Here is a 24,384-nt window from a genome sequence, read left to right on the forward strand (position 1 = left end):
GCTCACAGTGCCTATCAGGCATTATCCATGAGATCGACCTCGGAACGCTCCAGCGCCTCTTCGGCCTCGAGCCAGGCTTGCTCCAGACTATTCAAGCGCGACTTGAGCTCGCCCTGGCGAGCGAGTAATACGGTCAACTCGTCCTTGCGTGCGCTGTCGGTATACAGCGCGGCATCGCCCAGGCGTTCTTCCACCGCGGCCAGCTCATCGCCAACCTGGCCCATGTCGCGCTCGACGCGGTCACGTTCGCGCTTGAGCGGGCGCAGCTTCTCGCGCCGCTCGGCGGCGACGCGCCGTGCAGCCTTGCGATCGAGTGTCGGTTCACCATCCGCGCTCTTGCCGGCCCGCGCCTCGCGTCGTTCGCCGTCGAGACGCGCCTTGAGCCAGGCGCGATAGTCGTCGAGATCGCCATCGAAAGGTGCCACCGTGCCATCCGCCACGCACCAGAACTCGTCGACCGTGGCACGCAGTAAATGACGGTCGTGAGAAACCACGATCACCGTACCGCCGAATGCTGCCAGCGCCTCGGTCAAGGCTTCGCGCATCTGGAGATCGAGGTGGTTGGTAGGCTCGTCGAGCAGCAGCAGGTTGGGTTTGTGCCAGGCTACCAGCGCCAGTGCCAGGCGCGCCTTCTCACCGCCGGAAAAATTCCTCACCTCGGCGAACACGTCGTCGCCGCGAAAGCCGAAGCCTCCCAGAAAGTTGCGGATCGACTGATCGCTTTCGCTCGGTGACAGGCGCTGCACATGCATGAACGGCGTGGCGCTAAGATCGAGACCTTCGAGCTGGTGCTGAGCGAAGTAGCCGATCGCCAGGTGTTCGCCGGCCACGCGCTTGCCGCCGAGCAGCGGCAATTCGCCGGTCAGCGACTTGATCAGCGTCGACTTGCCAGCCCCGTTGGGCCCCAGCAGGCCGATACGCTGGCCGGGTAGCAGGGTCAGCTTGACGTCGCTCAGCAGGGGCGCGCCGTAACCGAGCTGGGCGCGGTCGAGCACCAGCAGCGGATGCGAGGTCTTGTCGGCGGCCGGCAGGGTGAAATGGAACGGCGAATCGACATGGGCGACGGCGATGGTTTCCATGCGCTCGAGCATCTTCAGCCGGCTCTGCGCCTGGCGCGCCTTGGTCGCCTTGGCGCGAAAGCGCGCGACGAAGCGTTCTATCTCCTCGCGCCGGGCCTGTTGCTTGGCGGCTTCGGCCTGCTGTTGGGACAGTTTCTCGGCACGGCTGCGCTCGAAGGCGCTGTAATTGCCGCGGTAGAGCACCAGTCGGCGGCGGTCGAAATGCACGATGTGATCGCACACCGCATCGAGGAAGTCGCGGTCGTGGGAGATCAGCAGCAAGGTGCCGGGATAGCGCGTCAGCCACTGCTCGAGCCATAGCAGCGCGTCGAGATCGAGGTGGTTGGTCGGCTCGTCGAGCAGCAACAGGTCGGAAGGCATGAACAGCGTGCGCGCCAGGTTGACGCGCATGCGCCAACCGCCGGAGAACGCCGCCAGCGGCTGATCGAGCTGGGCCTGGGTAAAACCCAGCCCAACCAATAACTGCGCGGCCCGCGCCGGGGCGCTATAGCCATCCAACGCCTCGAGACGGCCATGCAATTCGGCTTCATGGGTCGCTGCGCCGCTCTCTCGCGCCGCCTCCAGCGCGGCCTGGGTGGCGCGCAGCTCGACATCGCCATCGAGCACGTAATCGGTAATCGAGCGATCCAGTGCCTCGATTTCCTGGGCCATGTGGGCGATACGCTGGCCACCGGAGAGTTCGACCTGACCGCGATCGGGCGTCAGTTCGCCGAGCAACAGCTTGAACAGGCTCGACTTGCCGGCACCGTTGGGGCCGACGATGCCGGCCTTATGGCCATGGTGCAGCGTCAACTCGGCCTCTTCGAACAAGGGCTGGGTGCCGCGTTGCAGGGCCAGTTGGCGTAGTGCGATCATGCTGTCTCCCATTGACTCTGTATGCATTCAAGGACGCGCTGCGTATCGTCGACCATGGCCTACCATTCTACCCAATCTCCCTTCGCCTTGGCCGCCCCCGATGCACTTTGGCGTTACGCCTGTGCGTATTACGCCGACCCCGACATCGCCGCGGCCTGCCTCGACCTGCAGGAGCATGCCGGCGCCGATATCTGCGAGCTGCTTTGGCTGGGGTGGTTGGAGCATATCGGACTGGTACCAGACACCAATGTCGCCGATGCCCTGGCGCCGGTCCGCGACCACCAGGCCCGGCAAACCTATCGCCTGCGGGCCAAGCGACGCGCCCTCAAGCCATTGGCGCGGCCCGGATCGCCGCTGGCCGAATGGCGCGAACACCTCAAACGGGCCGAACTGACGGCCGAACGCGCCGCCCTGGGCCAGTTGCAGGCCTTGACCCAGCGCGGTGAAGGCGTGCGTGACAAACAGGCTTCGGACGCAGGCTTGTACACCGCCCTCGCCCGACACCTCGGCCCCGTGGCCGCTACGCAGGATCATTCATTGGAAGTGCTGGCCCGAGGTCTGCAACCGCGAATGTCGTTGGTCAATCTTTCGTATCACGGCCCGAGCGACGAGTAGCACTGACGACGCAAAGCTTGTAAGTTCCAAAATGAGCGATGCGCCTTCGCCCATGGTTAATGCGCTCGTCTATGACGGTCAAGCGATGACCGAAAAGACGGCGAGCGCCGCCGGGCAAGGCGAAAAGCAGCAGAAGAGCAGACTGGCCTTGCACGCGAGCCTATGCGGATTCACTGCACCTTTTGAGGGCCACCGCGTCCGGTTTTCAGGAACGAAGTAGGCTTGAAGGCTTGCCATCGCCGACTCGCCATTACCTAATAAAACTAAGGAAAGAAGCGACATGACCCAATCAACTTCTTCTTCCGGCGATCCTAACAAGCACCCCAGCGGTCTGCTGCGCCTGCTGGGCGCTCTCGACCAGGGCCTGGGCGTTGCCGAGCGCATCATCCTGGCAGTCAGCGTGCTCGCCATGGCGGGGCTAATGAGCGCTCATGTGGTCGGCACCCTCATTTTCGGGCAAGGCATCCCCGGCACCTATGAAATCACCGAGATGCTGATCGTCGTCATCACCTTCGTGGGTGTCGGCTATGCTGCGCGACACGCCCGCCACATCAGCATGTCGGCCCTTTACGATCAACTCAGTGGGCGCGCGCGCAAGGCGCTGTTGATCCTCATCTGCCTCGGTACGGCGCTACTGATGTTCTATTTCGCCTACGAATCGATCGAATACGTCTCGGCGATACGCTCCCGCGGGCGCACCAGCGCCTCGCTGCATATTCCCATGTGGATCGTCTTCCTCGCTCTTCCCGTGGGCTTCATTTTCGCCGGTACCCAGTACCTGCTGACCGCCGCGCGCAATGCCGTGAGCGATGACATCTATCGCTCGTTCAACGAGAAGGAAACCTATTCCGAGGTTCCCTCGGAAGATGACGACGCTTCGCGCGGCGTTTGATCCGTCGACAATACCAAAACCACGACAGACGCGAGGACTTCTTCATGCTGATTTGGCTATGCGCGATCATGCTCGTGCTACTGCTGCTGGGTTTCCCGATGATGGTGCCCCTGGCTGCAGGCACGCTATTCATGATGTTCACCGGTATGACCTTTTTCGGCCCCGATCAAGCCGTGAGTTGGATGATCAACGGCGTGGGGAGCTGGGTGCTGGCGGCGGTGCCCATGTTCATCTTCGCCGCCGACATTCTCACCAAGGGCCACACGGCCAATCGGCTGCTGGATGTCGTCGACGCCTTCACTCGGCATATCCGCGGCGGCTTGCCCATCACCACCGCCGCCGCCTGCGCCCTGTTCGGGGCCGTCTCCGGCTCCACCCAGGCCACGGTGGTGGCGATAGGTGGTCCCATGCGCCCGCGCTTGCTGGCCAAAGGCTATAGCGACAAATTCACCCTGGCGCTGATCATCAATGCCAGCGATATCGCCCTGCTGATTCCGCCCAGTATCGGCTTCATCGTCTATGGCGTGGTGATGAAGACATCGATTGGTGACTTGTTCCTGGCCGGCATTCTTCCCGGCCTGCTGATCTTGGGGATGTTCGCGATCTATTGCTACATCGACTCACGCCTCAAGGGGATCAAGTCGGAGCCCAAGACCTCCTGGAGCGAGCGTTTTGGCGCCATCCGCCGGGTCATCCTGCCGATGGGCTTCCCGGTGCTGGTCGTCGGGGGTATCTATGGCGGCTTCTTCAGCGCCGTCGAGGCCTCGGCGGTTGCAGTGGCCTACGCCGTCGTTCTGGAAATGATCATCTATCGCCAGGTATCGATCCGCGATCTCGGCAGCCTGGCGCTGTCCACAGGCATCATCACCGCCGTCGTCTTCATCCTCGTCGCCATCGGCGCCGCCTTCTCCCAGGCCCTGGGCACGGCCGGCATACCAGAGCAGGTTCTGGGCCCGGTCATTGACGGCATCGGTGACAGCCAATTCCTAGCGTTGCTGCTGATTGCCGCCGCCTTCTTCGTCGGCTGCATGTTCGTCGACCCGATCGTGGTCATACTGATCCTGGTGCCGATCTTCAAGCCTCTGGTGGAAGCCACCGGCCTGGATCCGGTACACGTCGGCGTCATCGTTACCCTGCAGGCGGCCATCGGCTCGGCCACTCCGCCGTTCGGCTGCGACATCTTCACGGCCATCGCTGTCTTCCGCCGCCCGTACATGGATGTGATTCGCGGCACGCCGCCGTTTATCTTCATCCTGTTGTTGGCCACTCTCCTCCTCATTCTGTTCCCACAGATTTCGTTGCTGCTGCCTTCGCTGGGCGGCGATTGACCCAACCCAACCGGTCCGGCGTCCGCGCCGGGCCGATTCATCTCCCCCGCGCTTAACCCTGTTCCTTGACACACACCACACGAGCCACACCGCCTGTCGTGGCTCGGTTTGCGTCGACGAGCCCTATCCAAGACATACTGACGGCAAGACGGCGTCTCGACGCACGCGACAACGGCCGGCCCGGGCCCAGCGCCCAGATCGAGACCAGCGGGCAGACAAATCAAAACGCCCGGAAGCGCGAGCTTCCGGGCGTCGGTGCGGCGACTCTACGAGCCGAAGGGTCGACGCTAGGGCCAACCCTTCGGTTGCGGTATCAGGACCCCTGATCGCTGGATCCGACACCCTGCTCGAGCAGAATGTCGAGTGCCTTCTGGCCGCGCTCGCCAACCATGTCGACGTAGACTTGGCGAATCGGCTTGGCGAGTTCGCGGAACTGGGCACGCTCCTCCTCAGTCAATTCAATGATCTTGATATCACCCTTTTCCTTGATGATGTCGAGGCGTTCGGAGTTGAACTGGCTCTGGATCTCATGGCCCTTCTGCACCATTTCATCCAAAGTCGTCTCGAGCGTCTGACGCTGCTCGTCGGACAGCCCCTCGTACCATTCCAGATTGCCGAAGAGGTTGGCAACGAACTGCGCCTGATCGGCGAAGATCATGTAGTCCTGCACTTCGTAAAAGCCCATGTTCTCGTGGGCGAAGACCGGCTGGATATTGCCTTCCGCCTGACCTTGCTGCAATGCACTGTAGAGTTCGCCGTAAGCGATGGTGATCGGCGATGCTCCGTAGGCCTCGTAGGTCGCGCGCAGCAGGCTGTTATCCATGACGCGGACCTGCCAGCCATCCATGTCTTCGGGGGTGCGGATCTCTTTATTGGCAGTCCAGACCTGATAGCCTTCGGGCAACGCGCCCAGCGGCACCAGACCACGCTCACGAAACGACTGCTGCCAGGCATCGCTCTTCAGGAAAGCATCGGAATTGAGGATCTTCGCCGTCTTGAGCTGGTCGCTGGGCATGACGAAGTTGAGGCTCATCAGCTGGCTTTCGGGGACCGTGCCGCCGAGGAAACCGGAACCGAAGCCAAGCTGAATCGCGCCGTTCTGGATTGCATCGTAGAGCGCCGTGTAACTCGACCCCCAGGTGCCGTACGGCAGCAGCTGCACGGTGATGTCGCCGCCGCTTTTCTCCTCGATCAGCTTCTTGAACTCTTCTGCGTAGCCGTACTGGACGCTGCCTTCGGTCTCTTCAAGGCCGAAGCGCCAAGTCTCGGCGAATGCCGACGAGGCGACACCCACCATACCCAGAGCGGTAACAGCGATAACGATATTGCGTAGTTGCATCACATTTTCCCTTTTTTTGTCGATGTGAATCCAGAAAAGAGCATAGCCCAGCCAATGTCAAGCCGAGCCCGAGATCGTCGCAAGGTTGCGCAGCCCGGCACTGACTTCAGGAGTCTCATGAAACCAGTGCCGGGAGCGTCGTAGGTGCGGAACCCGAGACGCCCTGTTAGAGTCCCAATGCTTTACGATAGCGCGACTGCCGTCACAATTCGTCAATCGCACCCTTCGTTCAAACAAGATCTCATAGGAGCCTGCATGAAAACACTGGTGACCGTCGCCGCCTTTACCTCGCTGCTCACCGCCGCTCCGCTGGCGCTGGCCGCACCGCAAAGCGATGAGGCCAAACTCAGCTACAGCATTGGCGTGACGCTCGGCCAGAGTCTGGAGCAAGACATCGAAGAGCTCGACATCGAGGCCTTCACCCAGGCCATCAAGGACGTCTACGCCGGCGAGGAGCTGCAGATGAGCCAGGAGGAAATGGCCCAGGCACTGACCCAGTTCCAGGAACAGAAAATGGCCGAGCGCCAGGCCGAGGCGAAGAAGATCGCCGAGGCCAACCTCGCTGAAGGCAAGGAATTCCTCGACGCCAACGCCGAGAAGGAAGGCGTGGAAACCACCGAATCCGGCCTCCAGTACAAGGTGCTGGAATCGGGCGATGGCGCCACACCGGGCCCTAAGGATAACGTCAAGGTTCATTACGAAGGCAAGCTGATCGATGGCACCGTGTTCGATAGCTCCTACCAGCGCGGCGAGCCGGTGGAATTCCGTGTCGACCAGGTCATCAAAGGCTGGCAGGAAGCCCTGCAACTGATGAGCGTAGGCGATACCTGGATGATCTACCTGCCCTCCGATCTGGCCTACGGCCCGGCCGGTACCGGCGGCCCCATCGGCCCCAACGAAGTACTGACCTTCAAGGTCGAGTTACTGGGTGTCGATCAGGCCGATGCCAAACAGGGCGATACCGAAGCGGCTGACAGCAGCGCCGAAAGCGAGTAAGCGCCGGTGCGGCGGCTTCTCGCCATCGCGCTGGCGGCACTGCTGACGCTGGCGTTACCGGTGGCGGCACAGGAGGACACCCTGTCGCCGCTGCCGGTACTCAACATCGAGACCGATGCCATCAGCGTGATGGGCGTTTCGTCGGGCGGTTACATGGCCACGCAACTGGCGGTGGCGTGGCCGGAACTGTTCTCGGGGCTGGCGGTGTTTGCCGCCGGCCCTTGGGGCTGCGCGCAGGGTGAGCTATCGCGGGCACTCGGCCAATGCATGGGTACCCGCCACGGCCTGCCCGACCCGGCGGCATTGGCTAGCCGCTACGCCCGTTATCTGCAGGAAGGCCTGGTTGGCGAGCCATCGGCGCTGGCCGAGCAGCGCGTCTACCTCTGGCACGGTGGATCGGATGCCGTGGTCGACCCGCGCCTCGGCGAGCAGTTGGCGGATCAATACCGCGACTGGCTGGCCGATCCCGAGGCTCAGTTGAAGGTCGAGACGAATCCCAACGCGGCCCACGGCTGGCCCGTGGCGGCCACTCCCTCGCCGGGTGTCGAATTCGCCGGCTGCGCCAAGGGCGGCAGCCCGCATCTGCTGGCCTGCGGTCAGGACGGCGCTGGCCAGGCGCTGCAATGGCTGTATGGCGAGCGTGTCACGCCTCCCGAGGGCGACGGTCGCGGCATGCTGCGTTCCTTCGATCAGGTGGCGTTTTACGATGGCCTGGCCGAAGCGGGCTACGTTTACGTACCCAAGACCTGTGGAGAAGGCGCGCCCTGTGCGCTGATCGTCGCACTGCATGGCTGTGAGATGAGCGCTTCGCAGATCGGCGAGACCTTCGTGCGCCATTCAGGACTCAACGAATGGGCCACCGAGAACCGCCTCGTGGTGCTTTACCCGCAGGCCGAAGCCAGCCTGCCCAACCCCCAGGCCTGCTGGGATTGGTGGGGCTACGATGAAAGCCTTTGGGAGCTCGATCCGCTCCATGACAGCCGCAAGGGCCAGCAGGTCCAGGCACTCAAGGCGATGGTCGAGCAGCTTGCCGGTCTGGCGCCGCCACAAAATCCCGAGCGTCACTAACGAAAAAGCGTCGCGACGGTTTAGCCCGTCTTACCAAGCACTTGCTCTACTGCTGCCGTCAACGCATGGGGCGTCGGCGAGTACAGCACCCGCTGCAGAATCTCGCCTTCCCGATCGACGATATACAACGACGAGGTATGATCGACGCTGTAGTCCATCGCCGAATCGGGCGTTTCCACCTTGCGCCAGATCACCCCATAGCGCTCGGCGATGTCCTTCAACTGCGCCTGGCTGCCGGTGGCACCGATGAATCGCGGTCCGAAATAGCCGACGTATTCCTCGAGCCGCGCCAGCGTATCGCGCTCGGGGTCCACCGAGATCAGCACCGGCACCAGCCGCTTGCGCTGCGATTCATCGAGGCTGGCCAGCGTCTGGCGCATTACCGCCAGACTCATCGGACACACATCCGGACAATAGGTGTAGCCGAAGAACAAGACCGCCAGCTGATTGTCGCCAAGTTCGGCCAAACTGAATTCGCCCGTCGTCGAAGGCAGGGTGATCGGGCCGCCCTGGGGCATCTCGACATCGCCATTGCGCAGTTGCTGCACCCACCAGATCACCACCAGTGCCACGGCTACCGTTACGCCCCCCAGCGCTATCCAAAGCCGTTGTTTGCGTGTGGCATGGCTCATGGCATCCTCCGTTGTGGTTTGAAATCGAGTCAGGGACTGTTGCGCGTCGCATGGCAGTGCCGGTGACAACCCTTCGCCCATCGAATGGCGATTAGCTTATCAGCTAATACGGATTTACTCCCCGCGTAAGGTATCGTAGGGGCTTCACAAGCTGCTCCACAAGAATGCGACAACACTGCCTGGTGACATCATGACTGGCGTAGAGAACGCCCTAGGTCCGCTTTTCCTGCTGATTCTGCTCGGCGCACTGCTTGGCTGGCGGCGTCTGCCCGGCGGCGACTTCTGGCCCCATCTCGAGCGACTGATTTACTACCTGCTGTTCCCCGCCATGCTGGTGGCGACGCTGGCTAACGCCGACGTATCGCGGGTGCCGGTGGGCCGCGTCGCGCTAGCGCTGCTCGGCAGCATGCTCTGCTTCGCCGGGCTATTATGGCTGCTACGCAAACGGCTGGAAATGGATGCCGCCGCCTTTACCTCGGTATTTCAGGGCGCGCTGCGCTTCAACACCTATGTCGGCGTCGCCGGGGCCGCCGCCCTGCATGGCAGCGCTGGCGTCACGGTGGCCGCCGTGGCCGTGGCGCTGATGGTACCGGTGGTCAATGTGCTGTGCGTGGCAGGCTTTATAGCCGCCGGCACCCTCGGCCCCTCCAGCCTCACCAAGAGTCTGGCCGCATTGGCGCGCAATCCACTGATTCTCGCCTGTGTCGGCGGCATCGTGCTCAACCTGAGCGGCATCGGCCTGCCCGGCTGGAGCGGCCAGGCCGTCGAACTGCTGGGCCGCGCCGCCTTGCCGCTGGGGCTGGTCGCGGTGGGCGTGGCGCTGCGGCCGCGCGCGTTGGTACGCCTCGATCGTGGCGTCTGGACCGCCAACCTGGTCAAACTGCTACTGATGCCGGCCTTGGCATTGAGCCTGGCGCTGCTGCTCGGGCTCGATACGGTGAACCGCGACGTGGTGCTGCTGTTCGCCGCCCTGCCCACCGCCACGTCGGCTTATATTCTCGCTCGCCAGTTGGGTGGCGACGCCGAGTTGATGGCCGCGCTGATCACCGGGCAGACGCTATTGGCGATGCTGACCCTGCCCGCCTGGCTGACGCTGGCCGGCTGATGTGACTTCGCCAGACCCTTAAATAAAAAAGATTCTCGTTTCACTTGACGACGCAAATGAGAATGATTATCTTAACAACGTGGCGCTCGCCAAGCGCCGCTTTCCATCGCAGAGAAGTCAGGTTCCCTGCCATGGTTATCTCCTCATCAAGCTAGTCACGGTCTTGACGGCGGCTCTACGGAGTCGCCGCTTTTTTTTGGTTAACTCCTCATCAAGCTGCTCTTGATCAGACCGGTCTTGACGGCGGCGCTACGCGGTCAGCGCCTTGTCGATGGTCATCAACGCATCGCATCCGCCCGCCATGGCCCGCGCTCGAAGAGTCTCTCGCGCAGCAATACTGCCAATGCCTCGACGGCGGGGCGTGACGCCCGCTCGATGCGTGTTGCGAAGTGCAATCGTGCTTCGCAGGGTCGCAGTGCCGGCAACCCTTCCGCTTCGCCCAACTCACGCATCGCCGGTGTCAGGCGCTGGCGGTCGAGTACACCGATCGCCAGTCCCGCCTCGATGGCTTTCTCGACCGCATGAATGCTGGTGCTGGTAAACACCGCATGCCAGGGCTTGCCGATGGCGTCCAGCGACTCCACCGCCAGGTCCCGATAGGGGCAATCGACATGATGCAGTGCCAGCGGCAGGCTGGGGCGTTCGGCGAGCCGCCCCAGGCGTGGGCCGGCCCATACCGGCGAGGTCTGCCACAACGCTTCGCCATCGGGCAGGCGCCGCGGTCGGTCGAGCAGCACCGCCAGGGCCAGGTTGGACTGGGTTAGCTGACGAGCCAACTCGCCGCTGGTCGCGGTGACCGCCTCGAGCAAGACATCGGGGTGGCGAGCCAGGAAATCGGGAAGCACGTCGCCCAGCAGTTCGCGCGCATAATCCTCGGGCAGGCCAAAGCGCACCTTGCCGCCCAGCCCGCGCCCGGTGAAGCGCGCCAACATGCCATCGTGCAGACGCAGCAATTCACGTGACTCGCGCAGCAGTGCCTCGCCTGCCGCGGTGGGCGTCACGCCGCGCGGGCCGCGCTCGAGCAAGCGGATTTCCAGCACCTCCTCGAGTCGCTTGAGCTGCATGCTGATCGCGCTGATCGTGCGATGGCGCTGCTCGGCGGCGGCCGCCAGCGAGCCTAGGTGCGCCGCCGCCTGAAAGCTGCGTAGCAGCTCAAGATCGAGAGCGGCGACAGGGACTTCACTCATATTGAACCCACCGTACAATATTCTTCGATTTATTGAAGCCTTTCGTTGCGCCAAGCTCAAGCCCTGAGATCGACCAACAAGGATAGGGCCATGCCACCCTCGCTATTGTCTTCGCTGGCCGCGTCAGGTTTCGTGGTGTGCTGGAGCTCGGGATTCATCGGTGGTCGGCTGGCAGTCGAGGTCGCCCTGCCGCCAATGGCGCTGTTTGCCTGGCGCTTCGCGCTGGCCACGCTGCTGGTTGCGCTATGGTGGCGAGCATGGGGAACGCGCTCGGCATCGCGCCAGGGCCTATTCATCGAGGCGGGTATCGGCTGCCTGACCATGGGCGGCTACCTGCTCGGCGTGATGCTGGCGATCCAGGCGGGCGTAGGCACCGCTGTTACGGCCTTGATCACCGCGCTGCAACCGCTGCTGGCGACGCTCCTGGCCAGCCTGCTGCTGGGCCCGCGCTCGGGCGGGCTGCGTTGGCTGGGCATGATCATCGCGAGCGTCGGCGTCATCCTGTGCGTGGCAGGCGATCTCGGTAACGCCGACGGCGCCCCGCTGTGGGCCTATGGGCTGCCGCTGCTGTCGGTAGTATCGGTGACGCTGGGCAGCATACTCGCCGCGCGCTACCCGACGGCGATGGCGATGGATGCCACCTTGACCGCCCAGTTGGCCGCGGCGACCGGCGTATTTTTGATCGCCGCGCTGATCGAAGGCCACGGCCGTATAGCGCTACCGGCGCTGGACTCTGCCACCCTGACGGCTATCGGCTGGCTGGTGTTCTTCTCCAGCCTCGGGGCTACGGTTTCTTCGTCGCCTGCCTGCGTCGCTTCGGGGTCAACCTGACCTCGACGCTGATCTACCTGACCCCGCCGGTCACGATGGCCTGGGCGGCGATGATGTTCGGTGACATACCGGGGCATTGGGAATAATCGGCATGCTGGTCGCCTCGACCGGTGTCGGCGTGGCGATGATCGGAGCCGGCAAGCGGGCGCCGGCGTCGGATGCGCCTTCTCACACGGGCCCCCGCTTGCAGGCCTGTAGCCGCTAGCGCTCAGTCGGCGCGAACGAATATCAGATCCCACACGCCGTGGCCGAGCTGCGCGCCGCGCCGTTCGAACTTGGTCAGCGGGCGAAACTCGGGGCGTGCCACGTAAGGGCCATCGGTCGCGGTGTTGCGATAGCCGGGAGCGTCGGCCATGATCTCGGCCATGTGCTCGGCATAGGCCTGCCAGTCGGTGGCCATGTGCAACTGGCCGCCGGGCTTCAGGCGCGTGCGCACCAGCTCGACGAAGGCCGGCTGAACGATACGCCGCTTGTGGTGCTTCTTCTTCGGCCAGGGGTCGGGGAAGAACAGTTGCAAGCCATCCAGGCTGGCCTCGGGCAGGCAGTGCGTCAGCACCGCCAGGGCATCGTCGCGATACACCCGTAAATTGGTCAGGCCGCGCTTGTCAGCCTCGTCGAGCAGCTTGCCGACACCCGGCGCATGCACTTCGATACCGATGAAGTCGGTATCCGGGTGGGCCTCGGCCTGCTCGATCAGCGAGCCGCCCATGCCGAAGCCGATTTCCACCACGCGTGGCGCGCGGCGGCCGAACAGGACGTCAAGATCCTGCAGGCCGTCTTCCACGCTCAAGCCGAGCCGCGGCCAGACCTCTTCCAGGCCGCGATTCTGCGCGGCGGTCATGCGCCCGGCGCGCAGCACGTAGCTTTTCACGCCGCGCCGGGGGCGCTCGGCGGTGTCGGTCATCAGGGCGTCGTCGGTCAAGCGTTCGTCACTCATGCAGCGGTCTTAGGCTCTTTAATGGGTAGTGGCGATCAGCCGTTGATACGCCCGGCGAACGGCGACGATGCCTCGGCACGCTGACGGCGCGGCATGCGCTCGGCCAGAAAGGCCTCGCGCCCGGCTTCGACGGCTTTCTTCATGGCTCCAGCCATCAATACCGGCTGGCGGGCGTGGGCGATCGCCGAGTTCATCAATACCGCATCGCAGCCAAGCTCCATGGCCAACGCGGCATCGGAGGCAGTGCCGATACCGGCATCGACGAGGATCGGTACCTCGGCGTGCTCGATGATCAGGCCCAGGTTGTGCGGATTCATCAAGCCATGCCCCGAGCCGATCAGCGAGCCCAGCGGCATCACCGCGCTGCAGCCGAGCTTCTCGAGTTCCTTGGCGACGATCGGATCGTCGCTGGTATAGACCATCACGTCGAAGCCGTCGCGCACCAGTTCGTCGGCGGCTTTGAGCGTCTCAACCACGTTGGGATACAGGGTGTTGTCGTCGCCCAGCACTTCGAGCTTGACCAGGTTGTGGCCATCGAGCAGTTCGCGAGCCAGCTTGCAGGTCCGCACCGCATCTTTGGCGGTGTAGCAGCCGGCGGTATTGGGCAGTAGCGTGTAGCGCTCGGGCGAGACGGCGTCGAGCAGGTTGGGCTCGTCGACATTCTGACCGAGATTGGTGCGGCGCACCGCGAAGGTGACGATCTCGGCACCACTGGCGGCAATCGCCGTGGCGGTCTCGTCGAAATCCTTGTATTTACCGGTACCGACCAGCAGGCGCGAGGTGAATTCGCGACCGGCAACCTGCCACGGCTGATCCACGAGAAGTTCTCTGCGAAGCTCTTTGTGAAGTGCGGACATAATCTCTCCAGAAGGGAGTAAGGCGACGGACTAGCCGCCGCCGATAGCGTGCACGATCTCCACGCGATCGCCATCCGCCAGGCGGGTGGCGTCATGCTGGCTGCGTGGCACGATCTCCTCGTTGACTTCGACCGCGATGCGGCGTCCGGCCAGGCCAAGCGAGACGATCAGTTCGCCGATCGTCGGCTCGCTTTCGAAGGCGCGTGCATCACCGTTGAGCTGAATCTGCATGGCGACCTCTGAGCGTCGTTCATGAAGGTGAACCCGTGCATGACGGGGACCATAGTCTAACGCCAAACGCCCACTCGGGCATCCTTCGGTGCGAATCCAAATGCTGCACCAGGCAGATCAAAAATACCCATGGCATCATGGCTCAAGATTTCTACGCAGGAGCCACTGCAGCATGCCTTATCGTCTTGCCTGGGTCGCCGTTGCCCTGAGCGGTTTCGTCATGGTGCTGGCCGGCGCCTTCGCCGCGCACGGCCTGGAAGGCCGGGTGCCCGAACGGCTGCTCGAAGCCTTCGAGACCGGCGTGCGCTATCAGGCCTGGCATACCCTGGCGATGCTGGCGGTGCTGGTCTGGCGACAAGCGGTGCCTGCCCAAGGGCAGGGCCTCGCGCTGTGGTTATGGGGTGGGGGTATCGTGCTGTTTTCGGGCTCGCTTTATCTGCTGACGCTGACCGGCATTCGCGGGCTGGGCATGATCACGCCCTTCGGCGGCCTGCTGCTGATGGCCGGCTGGCTGGCGCTGGCGATTAGCGCCTGGAAGGCCAGAAGCGGTTGAAGCGGTTAGAGAGGGCTGAGGGTCGCCTTAATCGTCGTCGCGATCGGGCAGCACATAGGTCGCGGTGACGATCGCCACCGGCTCGTCGCTGCCGGCCGAAAACAGTTCGACCTCGCCTACCGCCAGTTGACGCCCCAGCTTGACCACGCGGGCATTGGCGATCAGGTCGCGGTCACCACGCGCGCGACGCAGAAAGTGGCAGGTCAGGTCGGTGGTCACCGCCATCGGCTCGGGCCCGACCTGAGCGAGTATCGCCACGTACAGGCAGACATCCGCCAGGCCCATCATGCTGGGACCGGACACGCAGGCACCCGGGCGCAGATGCTCATCCTCGATGGCCAGGCTCATGGTGGCGCGCATCTCGTCGACGCCTTCGATGGTACCCTGGCGATGAGGGAAGACCTCATCGAGAAAATCCTCGATGGCGGCGGCGGTCATCACGGTCATGAACGATCTCCCAGCGGTGGCGAAGAACCCAGGCTGACAAGATAACGTAACCGACCGACAGCGCACACCATCCCATGGTGGCAGTTGGCAGGCTCCATGAAAAACACCCCCGACGCTGGCGCGACGAGGGTGTGGTTGGTAGCGCGTGACGCGTAGCTAAGTTAAGCCCGCTTCGCCTTGTGCACCGCACGCCAGCGATGCAGCAGCGGCTCGGTGTAGCCCGAGGGCTGCTCGCGACCCTTGAAGATCAGGTCGCTGGCGGCCTGGAAGGCGCTCGACTCATCGAGGTGCGAGGTCATCGGCACGTAGTTCGGGTCACTGGCGTTCTGCTTGTCGACCACCCCAGCCATGCGTTCCAGCGTCTCGCGCACCTGCGCCTCGTCGACGATGCCGTGGTACAGCCAGTTGGCGATGTGCTGGCTGGAGATGCGCAGCGTGGCGCGGTCTTCCATCAGCCCCACGTCGTGGATGTCGGGGACCTTGGACACGCCGACGCCGTGCTCGACCCAGCGCACCACGTAGCCGAGGATGCCCTGGCAGTTGTTGTCGAGCTCTTCCTGGATGGCCTCACGCGGCCAGTCGGCGGCCTCGTCCACCGGCACCCTGAGCAGGTCGTCGAGCAATTGCTCGTGCAGTGCCGGGCTATCCTCGGCCTCGAGTTCGCGCTGCACGGCGGCGACGTCGACCCTGTGATAGTGCAGGGCATGCAGCACCGCGGCGGTGGGCGAGGGCACCCAGGCGGTATTGGCGCCGGCCTGGGGGTGGCCGACCTTCTGTTCGAGCATCGCCGCCATCAGGTCGGGCATCGCCCACATGCCCTTGCCGATCTGGGCGCGCCCGCGCAGGCCGCAGGCCAGGCCGACCTGGACGTTGTTCTTCTCGTAGGCGGCGATCCACTTGGCTCCCTTCATGTCGCCCTTGCGCAGCATCGGGCCGGCCTGCATGGCGGTGTGCATCTCGTCGCCGGTGCGGTCGAGGAAGCCGGTGTTGATGAACGCCACTCTAGATGCGGCCTCATGAATGCACGCCTTGAGGTTGACCGAGGTACGCCGTTCCTCGTCCATGATGCCCATCTTGAGGGTGTCGCGGGGCAGGCCCAGGACGTCTTCGATGCGCGCGAACAGGGTGTCGGCAAACGCCACTTCCGCCGGGCCGTGCATCTTGGGCTTGACGATATACACCGAGCCCTGACGGCTATTTTGTAGGGCGCCGCTATTATTAGCGCCCGAGGCCGCGCCATCATCAGCGCCCGCGTTGGCCTTCTTCAGGTCGTGCAGGGCCAGCAGGCTGGTGACTAGGCCGTCGAGAATGCCTTCGGGGATCTCGTCACCGTGCTCGTCGAGGATCGCCGGGGTGGTCATCAGGTGGCCGACGTTGCGCACGAACATCAGTGCGCGGCCCGGCAGGGTCAGGCTGCCGCCGTCGGGGGTAGTGTAGGCGCGATCCGGGTTGAGGCGGCGCAGCAGTGTCTTGCCACCCTTCTCGAAGCGTTCCTCGAGATCGCCTTTCATCAGGCCCAGCCAGTTGCGATATACGCCGACCTTGTCGGCGGCGTCGACGGCAGCCACCGAGTCCTCGCAGTCCATGATGGTGGAAATCGCGGCCTCGACCACCAGATCCTTGACGCCGGCGGGGTCGGTCTTGCCGATGTAGTGGTCGGCATCGAACTGCAGCTCGAGGTGCAGACCGTGATTGACCAGCCCGATCGCCTCGGGGCTGCCGGCATCGCCGCGGTAGCCGACGAACTGGGCCGGGTTGGCGAGGCGCGTCTCGCGACCCTGGCCGTCGCCATCACCGAGGGTCACCACCAGTTGGCCGTCGTGCAGGCGGTAGTTGACCGCGTCGCGGTGCGAGCCCTCGGCCAGCGGGGCGGCCTGATCGAGCACGCCGCGGGCGTAGGCGATGACCTTCTCGCCGCGCCTGGGGTTATAGTCGCGGCCCTTGTCGGCGCCGTCGCTCTCGGGGATCGCGTCGGTGCCGTAGAGCGCGTCGTAGAGGCTGCCCCAGCGCGCGTTGGCGGCGTTGAGCGCGTAGCGCGCGTTGCTCACCGGTACCACCAGTTGCGGGCCGGCCTGCACGCTGATGGCAGCATCGACGTTGGCGGTGCTCGCCGCGACCCGCTCCGGCGCGTCGACCAGATAGCCGATCTCGCGCAGGAAGGCGCGGTAGGCGGGCATATCGGCGATGGCGCCGGGATGGGCCCGGTGCCAGGCATCGAGCTCGCCCTGCAGGCGCTGACGTTCGGCGAGCAGCTCGCGGTTGCGCGGCGCCAGGTCATGGATCAGGGCATCGGCGCCGGCCCAGAAGGCCGCGATATCGACGCCGCTGCCGGGCAGGGCCTCGTCGGTAAGGAAGCGGTCGAGTTCGGGTGCCACCTGAAGGCGGTGGCGGATGACACGCTCGGACATGGGAAAAACCTCCTGGTGCGCTGTTATCGGCGGCTCACTGGCCGATAGGTAATTCGTTATGGCTGAAGCTTTTATGGAAACGTCTTCCATATAATACCAAAAGCGACGCCGGAGTTGGGAGTCGCTCGACCAATGACTAACAGGCGCGATCACGACTCGATGGTCGTGCTTGAAGGCAATCCGGGCTAGCATGGGGGCGACAGGAGAACTCGATGACCGACTTCGCACCATTGCAGGCGCTGGGGCCATTGGCCCTGGCCAGTGAGCCGCATGCGCCGGCGCTGACCGACTATCTGAATCATTACCGGCTGACATCCTTGCTCAGCGGTAATATTGGCCTGTACGCCGGTTTTATCGAGGCCGATGCCTTCCATCTCTGGACTCAGGTATGGACACCCGAGCAGCCGCGCGGCACGGTTTTCGTGGTGCATGGCTACTTCGATCATCTGGGCCTTTATCGGCATCTGCTCGAGCGCCTGCTGGCCCAGGGCTGGCGTGTGGTGCTGTGGGACCTGCCCGGCCATGGGCTGTCCAGCGGGCCGCGTGCGACCATCGACGATTTCAAGGAATACGGTGCCTGTCTGCAGGCGCTGCAGCGCTACCTGTGTGAGCACGACCTGGCACCACGCCCGTGGATTGGCATCGGCCAGAGTACCGGGGCGGCGATTCTCGCCACCGATGCGCTGGGGCGCGGCACGGCGGCGCCCTGGCAGGCGCTGGTGCTGCTGGCGCCACTGGTGCGCCCCTGGGGCTGGCCGCAATCGAGTTGGCTGCATCGCCTGGCCAGCCCGTTCATTCGCTCGATTCCGCGCACCTACCGGGCCAATTCCACCGACGCCGATTTCGCCACCTTCCTGCGTGAAGACGACCCGCTGCAGCCCGACCGCCTGACCCTGACCTGGGTCGGCGCCATGCGTCGCTGGATGGCGCATCTGCTGGCCCTGCCGGCCAGCAACCTGCGCGTGCTGATCCTGCAGGGAGAGCAGGACCTGACCGTGGACTGGCAATGGAATCTGGAAGTACTGGCGCGCAAGTTCCCCCAGGCACGCGTTCACCGCCATCCCGAGGCGCGACATCATCTGGTCAACGAGGCCGAAGACATTCGCGAAGCGCTGTTCACCGAGTTGGACGACTTCCTGACCGACATCGAGCGCCACCCGGGCCCGACGTCTTCCGACTCACACCAGCAGCCCGCCGCGCTATGACTAGCCTGCGACACTGGCCAGGCTTGTTGCTGTTGATCGTGCTGATGGGCTGCGCCGGCCAGCCGGAGCGCCCCACGACCCAGCGCCAGGCGCTTTATGGCCTCGGCGAACGCGCCGCCTCGGAGAGCGTTAGCGCACCGGGCTGGCAACGCCCGATTACCGAGATCGTGCTGCTCCTGGATCGACCCGAGATCGAGGCCTCGCTGGGCGTGGATACCGCACGCTTTCGCGAGACGCTGACGCGCGCCCTGCTGGCCCTCGAACCCGGCCCGCAGGTACTCAACTGGACCCCGGCCATGGCCGAAACCGACGTTCCCGATAACCAATGGCGACTGCACAGCCGTCTGCTGGCCGACGGCCCGATGCTCACGCTATCCGACCGCCGCCTGCTGCCCTACCGTCTGGAATTGACCCTGTATCGCCCGGGCGATACACAATCACGCTGGCAACAGACGCTTTACGGGGCGTTCGACGCCAGCGCGTTATGACCCCTGTTAAAGCGCTCTTTGTCACGCCCGATTGGTGACGTCACAATGGTTGTCTCACGATGTCAGCGAGAAGCCACCATGCCACGCCATGCCCGCCATCTGTACCGTGATGGACCCAACAACCCCTTCCCCGGCCTGAAGGCGCTGGAGCGACGCCTGGGACGCGAAATCCCCTATAACATGGGCTCCAACGAAGGCCTCGACATGCCGCACAAGGCGCTGGCGGCACGTTTCGGCGACAACCTGGCCACGCAGGCCCGCCGTTATGGAGACGCCGAGGCGATGGGCGTACGCCAGCGTCTGTCGCGCTCCCTCGGCACGCCGCTCGAAGCGCTGCTCGTCGATGCCGGTGCCGACAGCCTGATCGCGCTTACGCTGCGCGCGAGCTGCGATACCGATAGCACGGTGATCGCCAGCGCCGGCACCTACCCAACCTTCGCTTACTTCGCCGCCGGCCAGGGCTGCACGCTGCATGAAGTCGCCTATCGCGACCGGCCCGGCTGCCTGGCGCCCGACCTTGCCGCGCTGGCCCGCGCGGCCCATGAGCACCAGGCGCGACTGGTCTATCTGGCCAATCCCGACAACCCCGGTGGGCACCTGCATGACGATGCGGCCGTTCTCGCCCTGCGCCGCGACCTGCCCGATGATTGCACGCTACTGCTCGACGAGGCCTACCATGACTTTCGCGCCGATGCCGAAGCGCCAGGCGCCGGCGACGTCTGGCCTGGCGTGATCCGCCTGCGCACCTTCTCCAAGGCACACGGCCTGGCCGGGTTGCGCATCGGCTACGCCATCGCGGAACCCGAGGTTCTCGCTGTCATGCACAAGGTGAGGATTCACTACGCGGTATCGTCGTTGTCGCTGGCCGCCGCCGAAACGCTGCTCGACCATCCCGACGAGACCCACGCGCATGTGCGCGACGTTATCCGGCGCCGCGGGCGACTGACGGCCTGGCTGCGCGAGTTGGGCGCCGACGTGCCCGACAGCGCCACCAATTTCATCGGCGTGCGCCTGCCCAACGCCGAGCTTGCCGCGCGCGTGCATCGCGAACTGCTCGATGCCGGCAGCCTGATCCATCGCCCGTCGCACCCGGCGCTGGGTCATGTGCTGCGCATCAGTACCGTGGCCGAAGCGCTGGTGCCCGGTCGGTTGGCTGCGCTGGAGCGCGCGCTGGGCTGAGCCAAACGCCGGCGCTTTTAACCGCTCTTCGTATCGGCTGCCAATGCATCGGGAAATCGTGGCGGAACCGCCTCCATGTAGGCTCGGCTGGCACGCAATACGGTACGGTCGTTGAAGCGCGCGCCGACCAGTTGAAAGCCGATCGGCAGGCCCTCGTCGCTGAAGCCGCAGGGTATTGATGCCGCCGGCTGGCGGGTCAGGTTGAAGGGGTAGCTGAACGGCGTCCAATCCATCCAGTCGTGCATGCCACTGCCCTCGGGCACCTCGAGGCCAGCGGTAAACGGCAACACCGCGACGCTGGGCATCAGAAACAGGTCGATGTCGTCACGAAAGCGCGCCTCGAAGCGCGAGGTCAGAGTCGCGCGGGCTTCCTCAGCCGCGAGCACGTCATTGACGCTGTACTCCTCGCCACGCCAGGCATTTTCCAGCAACCCGTCGCTGATCAGGTGGCGCTGGGCCTCGGTCATCTGATAGCAAAGCCGCCAGGTGGTGGTGAACCACAGCACCTTGAAGGCCTCGCCGGCCTCGTGCAGGTCGAGGTCGCTGGGTACCACCTCGGCGCCCAGTTCGGTGAGGGTTTGCGCGGCACGCTCGACCGCCGCGGTGATTTGCGGGTCCACCCCGACACGCCGCGCCTTGGTGATCAGGCCGATGCGCAGCCCCTTGAGACTTTGCGTGGTCGTTTCGCCCCAGTCCGCCGGAGAGGCATCGATCGCGTAGCTGTCGTGAGAATCGTAGCGGCCGATGCAGTTGAGCATGCGCACCGCATCGTCGACGTTGCGGGTAATCGGGCCGATATGCGACATCGATGGCAACGAGCAGGGCGGCCATTGCGGCACCAGGCCGAAGGTCGACTTGAAACCGAAGGTGCCGGTGAACGACGCCGGAATGCGGATCGAGCCGCCGGAGTCGCCGCCTTGGTGCAGCACGCCCAGATTCAGCGCGCAGGCTGCTGCGGCGCCGCCCGACGAGCCACCAGGAGTGAGTCGCGTGTCCCAAGGATTGTAGGTAACGCCGGTCAGCGGGCTATCGGTGACGCCCTTCCAACCGTACTCGGGGGTGGTGGTCTTGCCGAGAATGACGGCGCCCCCCGCGCGCATCATCCGTGCCGGCGGCGCATCCCAGGTACGCGGCGCGGGATCGGAAATCAGCGTGCCCTCGCGCGCCGGCATGCCACGCACCTGGGTGAGATCCTTCATCGTCACCGGCAGCCCATCCACCGGCCCCAGCGGCTCGCCACGCTGCCAGCGCGCCTCGGCCGCGTGGGCGGCGGACAAGGCGCCCTCGCGATCCACATGGCAGAAAGCATTGATGCGCGGGTTGTCGCGGTCGATGCGCGCCAGGGCATCGCCGACCGCCTCCACCGGCGACAGCCGGCGCTGGCGATAGGCGTCGATCAGCGCGGCAGCACTCATATTGGCGAGTTCGGTATCCGTGGACTTCATCGGGCCTCCTTGCGACTCAGGGCTGGTGTGATGGCGGGGCAGGTCTCCCTCTCAGTGTAAGACGCTATTATCCGGCAACGGCCCGGGGCTTTTCGTTCCCGCCGCGTAGCCGATCGAGCTGGCGATAACCGATGGCTTCCATCAGTTGCGCACGCACCGGGCGCCGCTCACCGGCCAGATCGGCCAGGGTCAGCGCCACTCTGAGTACGCGGTGGTAGGCACGCGCCGAGAGCTTGAGTCGGGTCAGCACACCGGCCAGCCAGGCGCGTTCATCGCCGCTCAACGCACAGGCGGCTTCGAGTTCGCGCCCCGGCAAGCGTGCATTGAGCGCGCCACGCGCCTGTTGGCGGCGGCGCGCCGCCAGCACACGCTCGCGCACCGCCGCCGAGCTTTCGCCGATGGTTGGCGAAGTCAGCTGATCGGGCGGTATCGCCGGGACTTCGACCTGCAGATCGATGCGGTCGAGCAGCGGCCCGGAGAGCCGCGACTGGTAGCGCTGTATCTGCGCCTGGGTGCAGATACACGTTTGGCGAGGATCGCCGAGATGCCCGCACGGGCAAGGATTCATCGCCGCGACCAATTGAAAACTCGCCGGGAAACAGCGCTGGTGGCTAGCCCGTGCAATGTGAATGCGCCCACTCTCCAGCGGCTCGCGTAACACTTCGAGCACGCTGCGGTCGAACTGCGGCAGCTCGTCGAGAAACAGCACGCCATGGTGGGCCAACGAGATTTCGCCGGGGCGCGGCTTCGAGCCACCGCCGACCAGCGCGACGCCACTGGCAGTGTGATGCGGCGAGCGAAAAGGCCGCTCGCCCCAGCGTTCGAGCAACCCCAGGCCGCTGACCGAACGAATCGCCGCGACTTCCAGCGCTTCGTCGTGGGAAAGCGCCGGCAGAATGCCCGGCAAGCGGCTGGCGAGCATGGTCTTGCCGGTTCCCGGTGGCCCGGCGAACAGCAGGTTGTGACCACCGGCGGCGGCCACTTCGAGCGCGCGCCGCGCCTGATGTTGGCCACGCACATCGGCCAGATCGGCGCTCGGCAGGCTGGGCAGCGCCGGCTTGTTCAGCCGATGCGGGGCGATGCTGTCGCGCCCGAGCAGGTGAGCGACGACCTGCGATAGATGTTCGGCGGGCAGCACGCTCAACTCACCCGCCAGTGCCGCCTCGTCGGCATTGCCCGCCGGCAGCAACAGGCGATGCCCGGCAGCCTGGGCCGCCAGCGCCACCGGCAAGGCGCCGTTGATCGGCCGCAAGCGACCATCCAGCGCCAGCTCGCCGAGGCATTCGAGCCCTTCGACCGCCGCGAGTGGTACCTGCTCGGAGGCGACCAGGATGCCCAGCGCGATGGGCAAATCGAAGCGACCGCCCTCCTTGGGCAGATCGGCCGGCGCCAGATTGACGGTAATGCGCCGCGTGGTGGGGAATTCGAAGCCGGCATTGAGCAGCGCGCTACGCACCCGCTCGCGGCTCTCGCGCACCGCCGTTTCCGGCAGGCCGACCAGGGTCAACCCCGGCAGGCCATTGGAAAGATGTACCTCGACCAGCACTTCCGGTGCTTCCAGGCCCAACCCTGCGCGGGTGGTAATGATGGCTAGCGCCATGACCATTCCTTCGCCTGGCCCGGTCAGCCGATCGCTGCCGAGCCGTTATGATTGTCGGTCGCCGACGCGCTGCGTCAACGAAAGCGTTTAGCGTGCCTTGCGGTCGGCTGGCTTGGCGCGCTGAGTCTTCTTATCGGCCGCCGTGTCGTCGGCGGACGTGTTATCGGTAGAGGCATCGCCGGGCGGCTTTTTTGCGTGGCTGTCTTCCGGTGGTGCCGCGGTATCGGCGGCAACCACTTCGGGCGGTAACGACGGCGACACCTCGTCGTCAAGCGCGGCCTCGAGCGCCGCGACCTGTTTCTCAAGGGCCTCGACCCGCGTGCGAGTACGCTGCAGCACGTCCATTAGGATGTCGAAATCCTCGCGCGAGACCAGCTCCATGCGATCGAAGGCGCCACGCATCACGTTGTGCACGCTGCGCTGGATCTCCTCGGGCGCATGCGAAGCATCCTGTAGCCGTTCGCCCAACTGCCGAGCCAGCCGGCCGATCCTGTCATTGCTCGCCATCGATGTGCTCCTTTCACGTGGGATGACCACAGCATACGCAAGGACGCCGGCCAGCGCATGCGCCAGCCTGGCGCATGACCACGCCCTCTCGGCACCAAGTTAGTGCGCCGCCGCCTGACGACACGCTTTCGTGATGACCGAATATCCACCATCGTCTCCTTAACGCTCTGAATCGACAATACAAATCCCGACATGGCACGCCATGCGCTTTGCAAGGGCAAGGCGTACGCCAATAACGGGAGACGACGATGAAACTCATCACCGCCATCATCAAGCCATTCAAGCTCGACGACGTTCGCGAGGCACTGGCCGATAACGGCGTCCAGGGCATCACGGTGACCGAAGTGAAGGGCTTTGGCCGCCAGAAAGGCCACACCGAACTCTATCGCGGCGCGGAATACGTCGTCGATTTTCTACCCAAGGTGAAGGTCGAGGTCGCCGTCGACGACGCACGGGTCGAGGGTGTGCTCGACGCCATCGCGCAGGTCGCCAACAGCGGCAAGATCGGCGACGGCAAGCTGTTCGTCACGCCGCTGGAAGACGTGATCCGCATTCGCACCGGTGAACGCGGCCCGGACGCCGTTTAATACGCGGGACTCA

The 24,384-nt window shown here is 64.7% G+C and carries 25 protein-coding genes; 12 read left to right on the forward strand and 13 right to left on the reverse strand.

Annotated elements, in window-relative coordinates; genetic code table 11:
* Window positions 1-14: 14 nt before the first annotated feature.
* Window positions 15-1,934, reverse strand: a complete 1,920-nt coding sequence (locus tag BLR92_RS13940; protein WP_089729604.1) for an ABC-F family ATP-binding cassette domain-containing protein — start codon at window positions 1,932-1,934, stop codon at window positions 15-17.
* Window positions 1,935-1,988: 54 nt separating this feature from the next.
* Between BLR92_RS13940 and BLR92_RS13945 the strand changes: the two genes are divergently transcribed.
* The 3 genes from BLR92_RS13945 to BLR92_RS13955 all read left to right on the forward strand — a co-directional run bounded on the left by BLR92_RS13945 (window position 1,989) and on the right by BLR92_RS13955 (window position 4,769).
* Window positions 1,989-2,549, forward strand: coding sequence for a TIGR02444 family protein (locus tag BLR92_RS13945; protein WP_175488821.1), 561 nt, complete (start codon window positions 1,989-1,991; stop codon window positions 2,547-2,549).
* Window positions 2,550-2,829: 280 nt separating this feature from the next.
* Window positions 2,830-3,441: a TRAP transporter small permease gene (locus tag BLR92_RS13950; protein WP_089729608.1), complete on the forward strand. Its 612-nt coding sequence runs from the start codon at window positions 2,830-2,832 to the stop codon at window positions 3,439-3,441.
* A 44-nt stretch (window positions 3,442-3,485) separates the two neighbouring features.
* Window positions 3,486-4,769 carry a TRAP transporter large permease gene (locus tag BLR92_RS13955; protein WP_089729610.1) on the forward strand — a complete coding sequence of 428 codons (1,284 nt, stop codon included), beginning with the start codon at window positions 3,486-3,488 and terminating at the stop codon, window positions 4,767-4,769.
* Window positions 4,770-5,082: 313 nt separating this feature from the next.
* On the opposite strand, the gene dctP is transcribed toward BLR92_RS13955, so the two are convergent.
* Complete coding sequence (dctP, locus tag BLR92_RS13960; RefSeq protein WP_089729612.1) at window positions 5,083-6,108, reverse strand: TRAP transporter substrate-binding protein DctP; 1,026 nt, start codon at window positions 6,106-6,108, stop codon at window positions 5,083-5,085.
* Window positions 6,109-6,363: 255 nt separating this feature from the next.
* On the opposite strand from dctP, the gene BLR92_RS13965 reads away from it, so the two are divergent.
* Both BLR92_RS13965 and BLR92_RS13970 read left to right on the forward strand, forming a co-directional pair.
* The gene (locus tag BLR92_RS13965) at window positions 6,364-7,104 is read left to right on the forward strand and encodes a BamJ family beta-barrel-assembly machinery protein (RefSeq protein WP_089729614.1); all 741 of its coding nucleotides are present in this window, start codon (window positions 6,364-6,366) and stop codon (window positions 7,102-7,104) included.
* Between the two features lie 6 nt (window positions 7,105-7,110).
* A complete protein-coding gene (locus tag BLR92_RS13970; RefSeq protein WP_089729617.1) occupies window positions 7,111-8,172 on the forward strand; it encodes an extracellular catalytic domain type 2 short-chain-length polyhydroxyalkanoate depolymerase in 1,062 nt (353 codons plus the stop codon).
* Window positions 8,173-8,192: 20 nt separating this feature from the next.
* On the opposite strand, the gene BLR92_RS13975 is transcribed toward BLR92_RS13970, so the two are convergent.
* Window positions 8,193-8,804, reverse strand: a complete 612-nt coding sequence (locus BLR92_RS13975; protein ID WP_089729619.1) for an SCO family protein — start codon at window positions 8,802-8,804, stop codon at window positions 8,193-8,195.
* A 190-nt stretch (window positions 8,805-8,994) separates the two neighbouring features.
* Here BLR92_RS13975 and BLR92_RS13980 point away from each other — a divergent pair, with 190 nt between their 5' ends.
* Window positions 8,995-9,909 carry an AEC family transporter gene (locus BLR92_RS13980; protein ID WP_089729621.1) on the forward strand — a complete coding sequence of 305 codons (915 nt, stop codon included), beginning with the start codon at window positions 8,995-8,997 and terminating at the stop codon, window positions 9,907-9,909.
* 278 nt (window positions 9,910-10,187) lie between these two features.
* Here the strand turns inward: BLR92_RS13980 and BLR92_RS13985 are convergent, their stop codons facing one another.
* Complete coding sequence (locus tag BLR92_RS13985) at window positions 10,188-11,096, reverse strand: LysR substrate-binding domain-containing protein (protein WP_089729746.1); 909 nt, start codon at window positions 11,094-11,096, stop codon at window positions 10,188-10,190.
* Between the two features lie 90 nt (window positions 11,097-11,186).
* Here BLR92_RS13985 and BLR92_RS13990 point away from each other — a divergent pair, with 90 nt between their 5' ends.
* Window positions 11,187-11,927: an EamA family transporter gene (locus BLR92_RS13990; RefSeq protein ID WP_089729623.1), complete on the forward strand. Its 741-nt coding sequence runs from the start codon at window positions 11,187-11,189 to the stop codon at window positions 11,925-11,927.
* A 13-nt stretch (window positions 11,928-11,940) separates the two neighbouring features.
* On the opposite strand, the gene BLR92_RS19775 is transcribed toward BLR92_RS13990, so the two are convergent.
* The 4 genes from BLR92_RS19775 to thiS are packed head-to-tail and all read right to left on the reverse strand — an operon-like array spanning window position 11,941 to window position 13,952.
* Window positions 11,941-12,099 (reverse strand): hypothetical protein, encoded by a 159-nt coding sequence (locus BLR92_RS19775; RefSeq protein WP_175488822.1) that lies wholly within the window; start codon window positions 12,097-12,099, stop codon window positions 11,941-11,943.
* A gap of 36 nt (window positions 12,100-12,135) precedes the next feature.
* Window positions 12,136-12,864 (reverse strand): tRNA (guanosine(46)-N7)-methyltransferase TrmB, encoded by a 729-nt coding sequence (trmB, locus tag BLR92_RS13995; RefSeq protein WP_089729625.1) that lies wholly within the window; start codon window positions 12,862-12,864, stop codon window positions 12,136-12,138.
* Between the two features lie 35 nt (window positions 12,865-12,899).
* Entirely contained in the window at window positions 12,900-13,721 is an 822-nt protein-coding gene (locus BLR92_RS14000) for a thiazole synthase (protein WP_089729627.1), read from the reverse strand.
* 30 nt (window positions 13,722-13,751) lie between these two features.
* Window positions 13,752-13,952 carry a sulfur carrier protein ThiS gene (gene thiS / locus BLR92_RS14005; protein ID WP_089729629.1) on the reverse strand — a complete coding sequence of 67 codons (201 nt, stop codon included), beginning with the start codon at window positions 13,950-13,952 and terminating at the stop codon, window positions 13,752-13,754.
* Window positions 13,953-14,124: 172 nt separating this feature from the next.
* On the opposite strand from thiS, the gene BLR92_RS14010 reads away from it, so the two are divergent.
* Entirely contained in the window at window positions 14,125-14,505 is a 381-nt protein-coding gene (locus tag BLR92_RS14010; protein WP_089729631.1) for a DUF423 domain-containing protein, read from the forward strand.
* Window positions 14,506-14,532: 27 nt separating this feature from the next.
* Here the strand turns inward: BLR92_RS14010 and BLR92_RS14015 are convergent, their stop codons facing one another.
* Together BLR92_RS14015 and BLR92_RS14020 are read right to left on the reverse strand one after the other, a co-directional pair.
* Complete coding sequence (locus BLR92_RS14015; protein WP_089729634.1) at window positions 14,533-14,952, reverse strand: PaaI family thioesterase; 420 nt, start codon at window positions 14,950-14,952, stop codon at window positions 14,533-14,535.
* 161 nt (window positions 14,953-15,113) lie between these two features.
* Entirely contained in the window at window positions 15,114-17,360 is a 2,247-nt protein-coding gene (locus BLR92_RS14020) for a malate synthase G (protein WP_089729636.1), read from the reverse strand.
* Between the two features lie 212 nt (window positions 17,361-17,572).
* On the opposite strand from BLR92_RS14020, the gene BLR92_RS14025 reads away from it, so the two are divergent.
* The 3 genes from BLR92_RS14025 (at window position 17,573) to BLR92_RS14035 (ending at window position 20,232) form a co-directional block, all read left to right on the forward strand.
* Window positions 17,573-18,565 carry an alpha/beta hydrolase gene (locus BLR92_RS14025; protein ID WP_089729638.1) on the forward strand — a complete coding sequence of 331 codons (993 nt, stop codon included), beginning with the start codon at window positions 17,573-17,575 and terminating at the stop codon, window positions 18,563-18,565.
* Window positions 18,562-19,053: a hypothetical protein gene (locus BLR92_RS14030; RefSeq protein ID WP_245704214.1), complete on the forward strand. Its 492-nt coding sequence runs from the start codon at window positions 18,562-18,564 to the stop codon at window positions 19,051-19,053. The genes BLR92_RS14025 and BLR92_RS14030 overlap by 4 nt, the downstream gene beginning before the upstream one ends.
* Window positions 19,054-19,131: 78 nt before the next feature.
* Window positions 19,132-20,232, forward strand: coding sequence for a pyridoxal phosphate-dependent aminotransferase (locus BLR92_RS14035; RefSeq protein ID WP_089729639.1), 1,101 nt, complete (start codon window positions 19,132-19,134; stop codon window positions 20,230-20,232).
* Between the two features lie 17 nt (window positions 20,233-20,249).
* Here BLR92_RS14035 and BLR92_RS14040 read toward each other — a convergent pair whose 3' ends face one another.
* The 3 genes from BLR92_RS14040 to BLR92_RS14050 form a co-directional block, all read right to left on the reverse strand.
* Window positions 20,250-21,677 carry an amidase gene (locus tag BLR92_RS14040; protein WP_089729641.1) on the reverse strand — a complete coding sequence of 476 codons (1,428 nt, stop codon included), beginning with the start codon at window positions 21,675-21,677 and terminating at the stop codon, window positions 20,250-20,252.
* A gap of 67 nt (window positions 21,678-21,744) precedes the next feature.
* Window positions 21,745-23,277 carry a YifB family Mg chelatase-like AAA ATPase gene (locus BLR92_RS14045; protein ID WP_089729643.1) on the reverse strand — a complete coding sequence of 511 codons (1,533 nt, stop codon included), beginning with the start codon at window positions 23,275-23,277 and terminating at the stop codon, window positions 21,745-21,747.
* 87 nt (window positions 23,278-23,364) lie between these two features.
* Window positions 23,365-23,784 carry an accessory factor UbiK family protein gene (locus tag BLR92_RS14050; protein ID WP_089729644.1) on the reverse strand — a complete coding sequence of 140 codons (420 nt, stop codon included), beginning with the start codon at window positions 23,782-23,784 and terminating at the stop codon, window positions 23,365-23,367.
* A gap of 248 nt (window positions 23,785-24,032) precedes the next feature.
* Between BLR92_RS14050 and BLR92_RS14055 the strand changes: the two genes are divergently transcribed.
* A complete protein-coding gene (locus BLR92_RS14055) occupies window positions 24,033-24,371 on the forward strand; it encodes a P-II family nitrogen regulator (protein WP_089729646.1) in 339 nt (112 codons plus the stop codon).
* Window positions 24,372-24,384 lie beyond the last annotated feature (13 nt).

Origin of the sequence: Modicisalibacter muralis (assembly GCF_900102945.1) — a bacterium.
GTDB lineage: Bacteria > Pseudomonadota > Gammaproteobacteria > Pseudomonadales > Halomonadaceae > Modicisalibacter > Modicisalibacter muralis.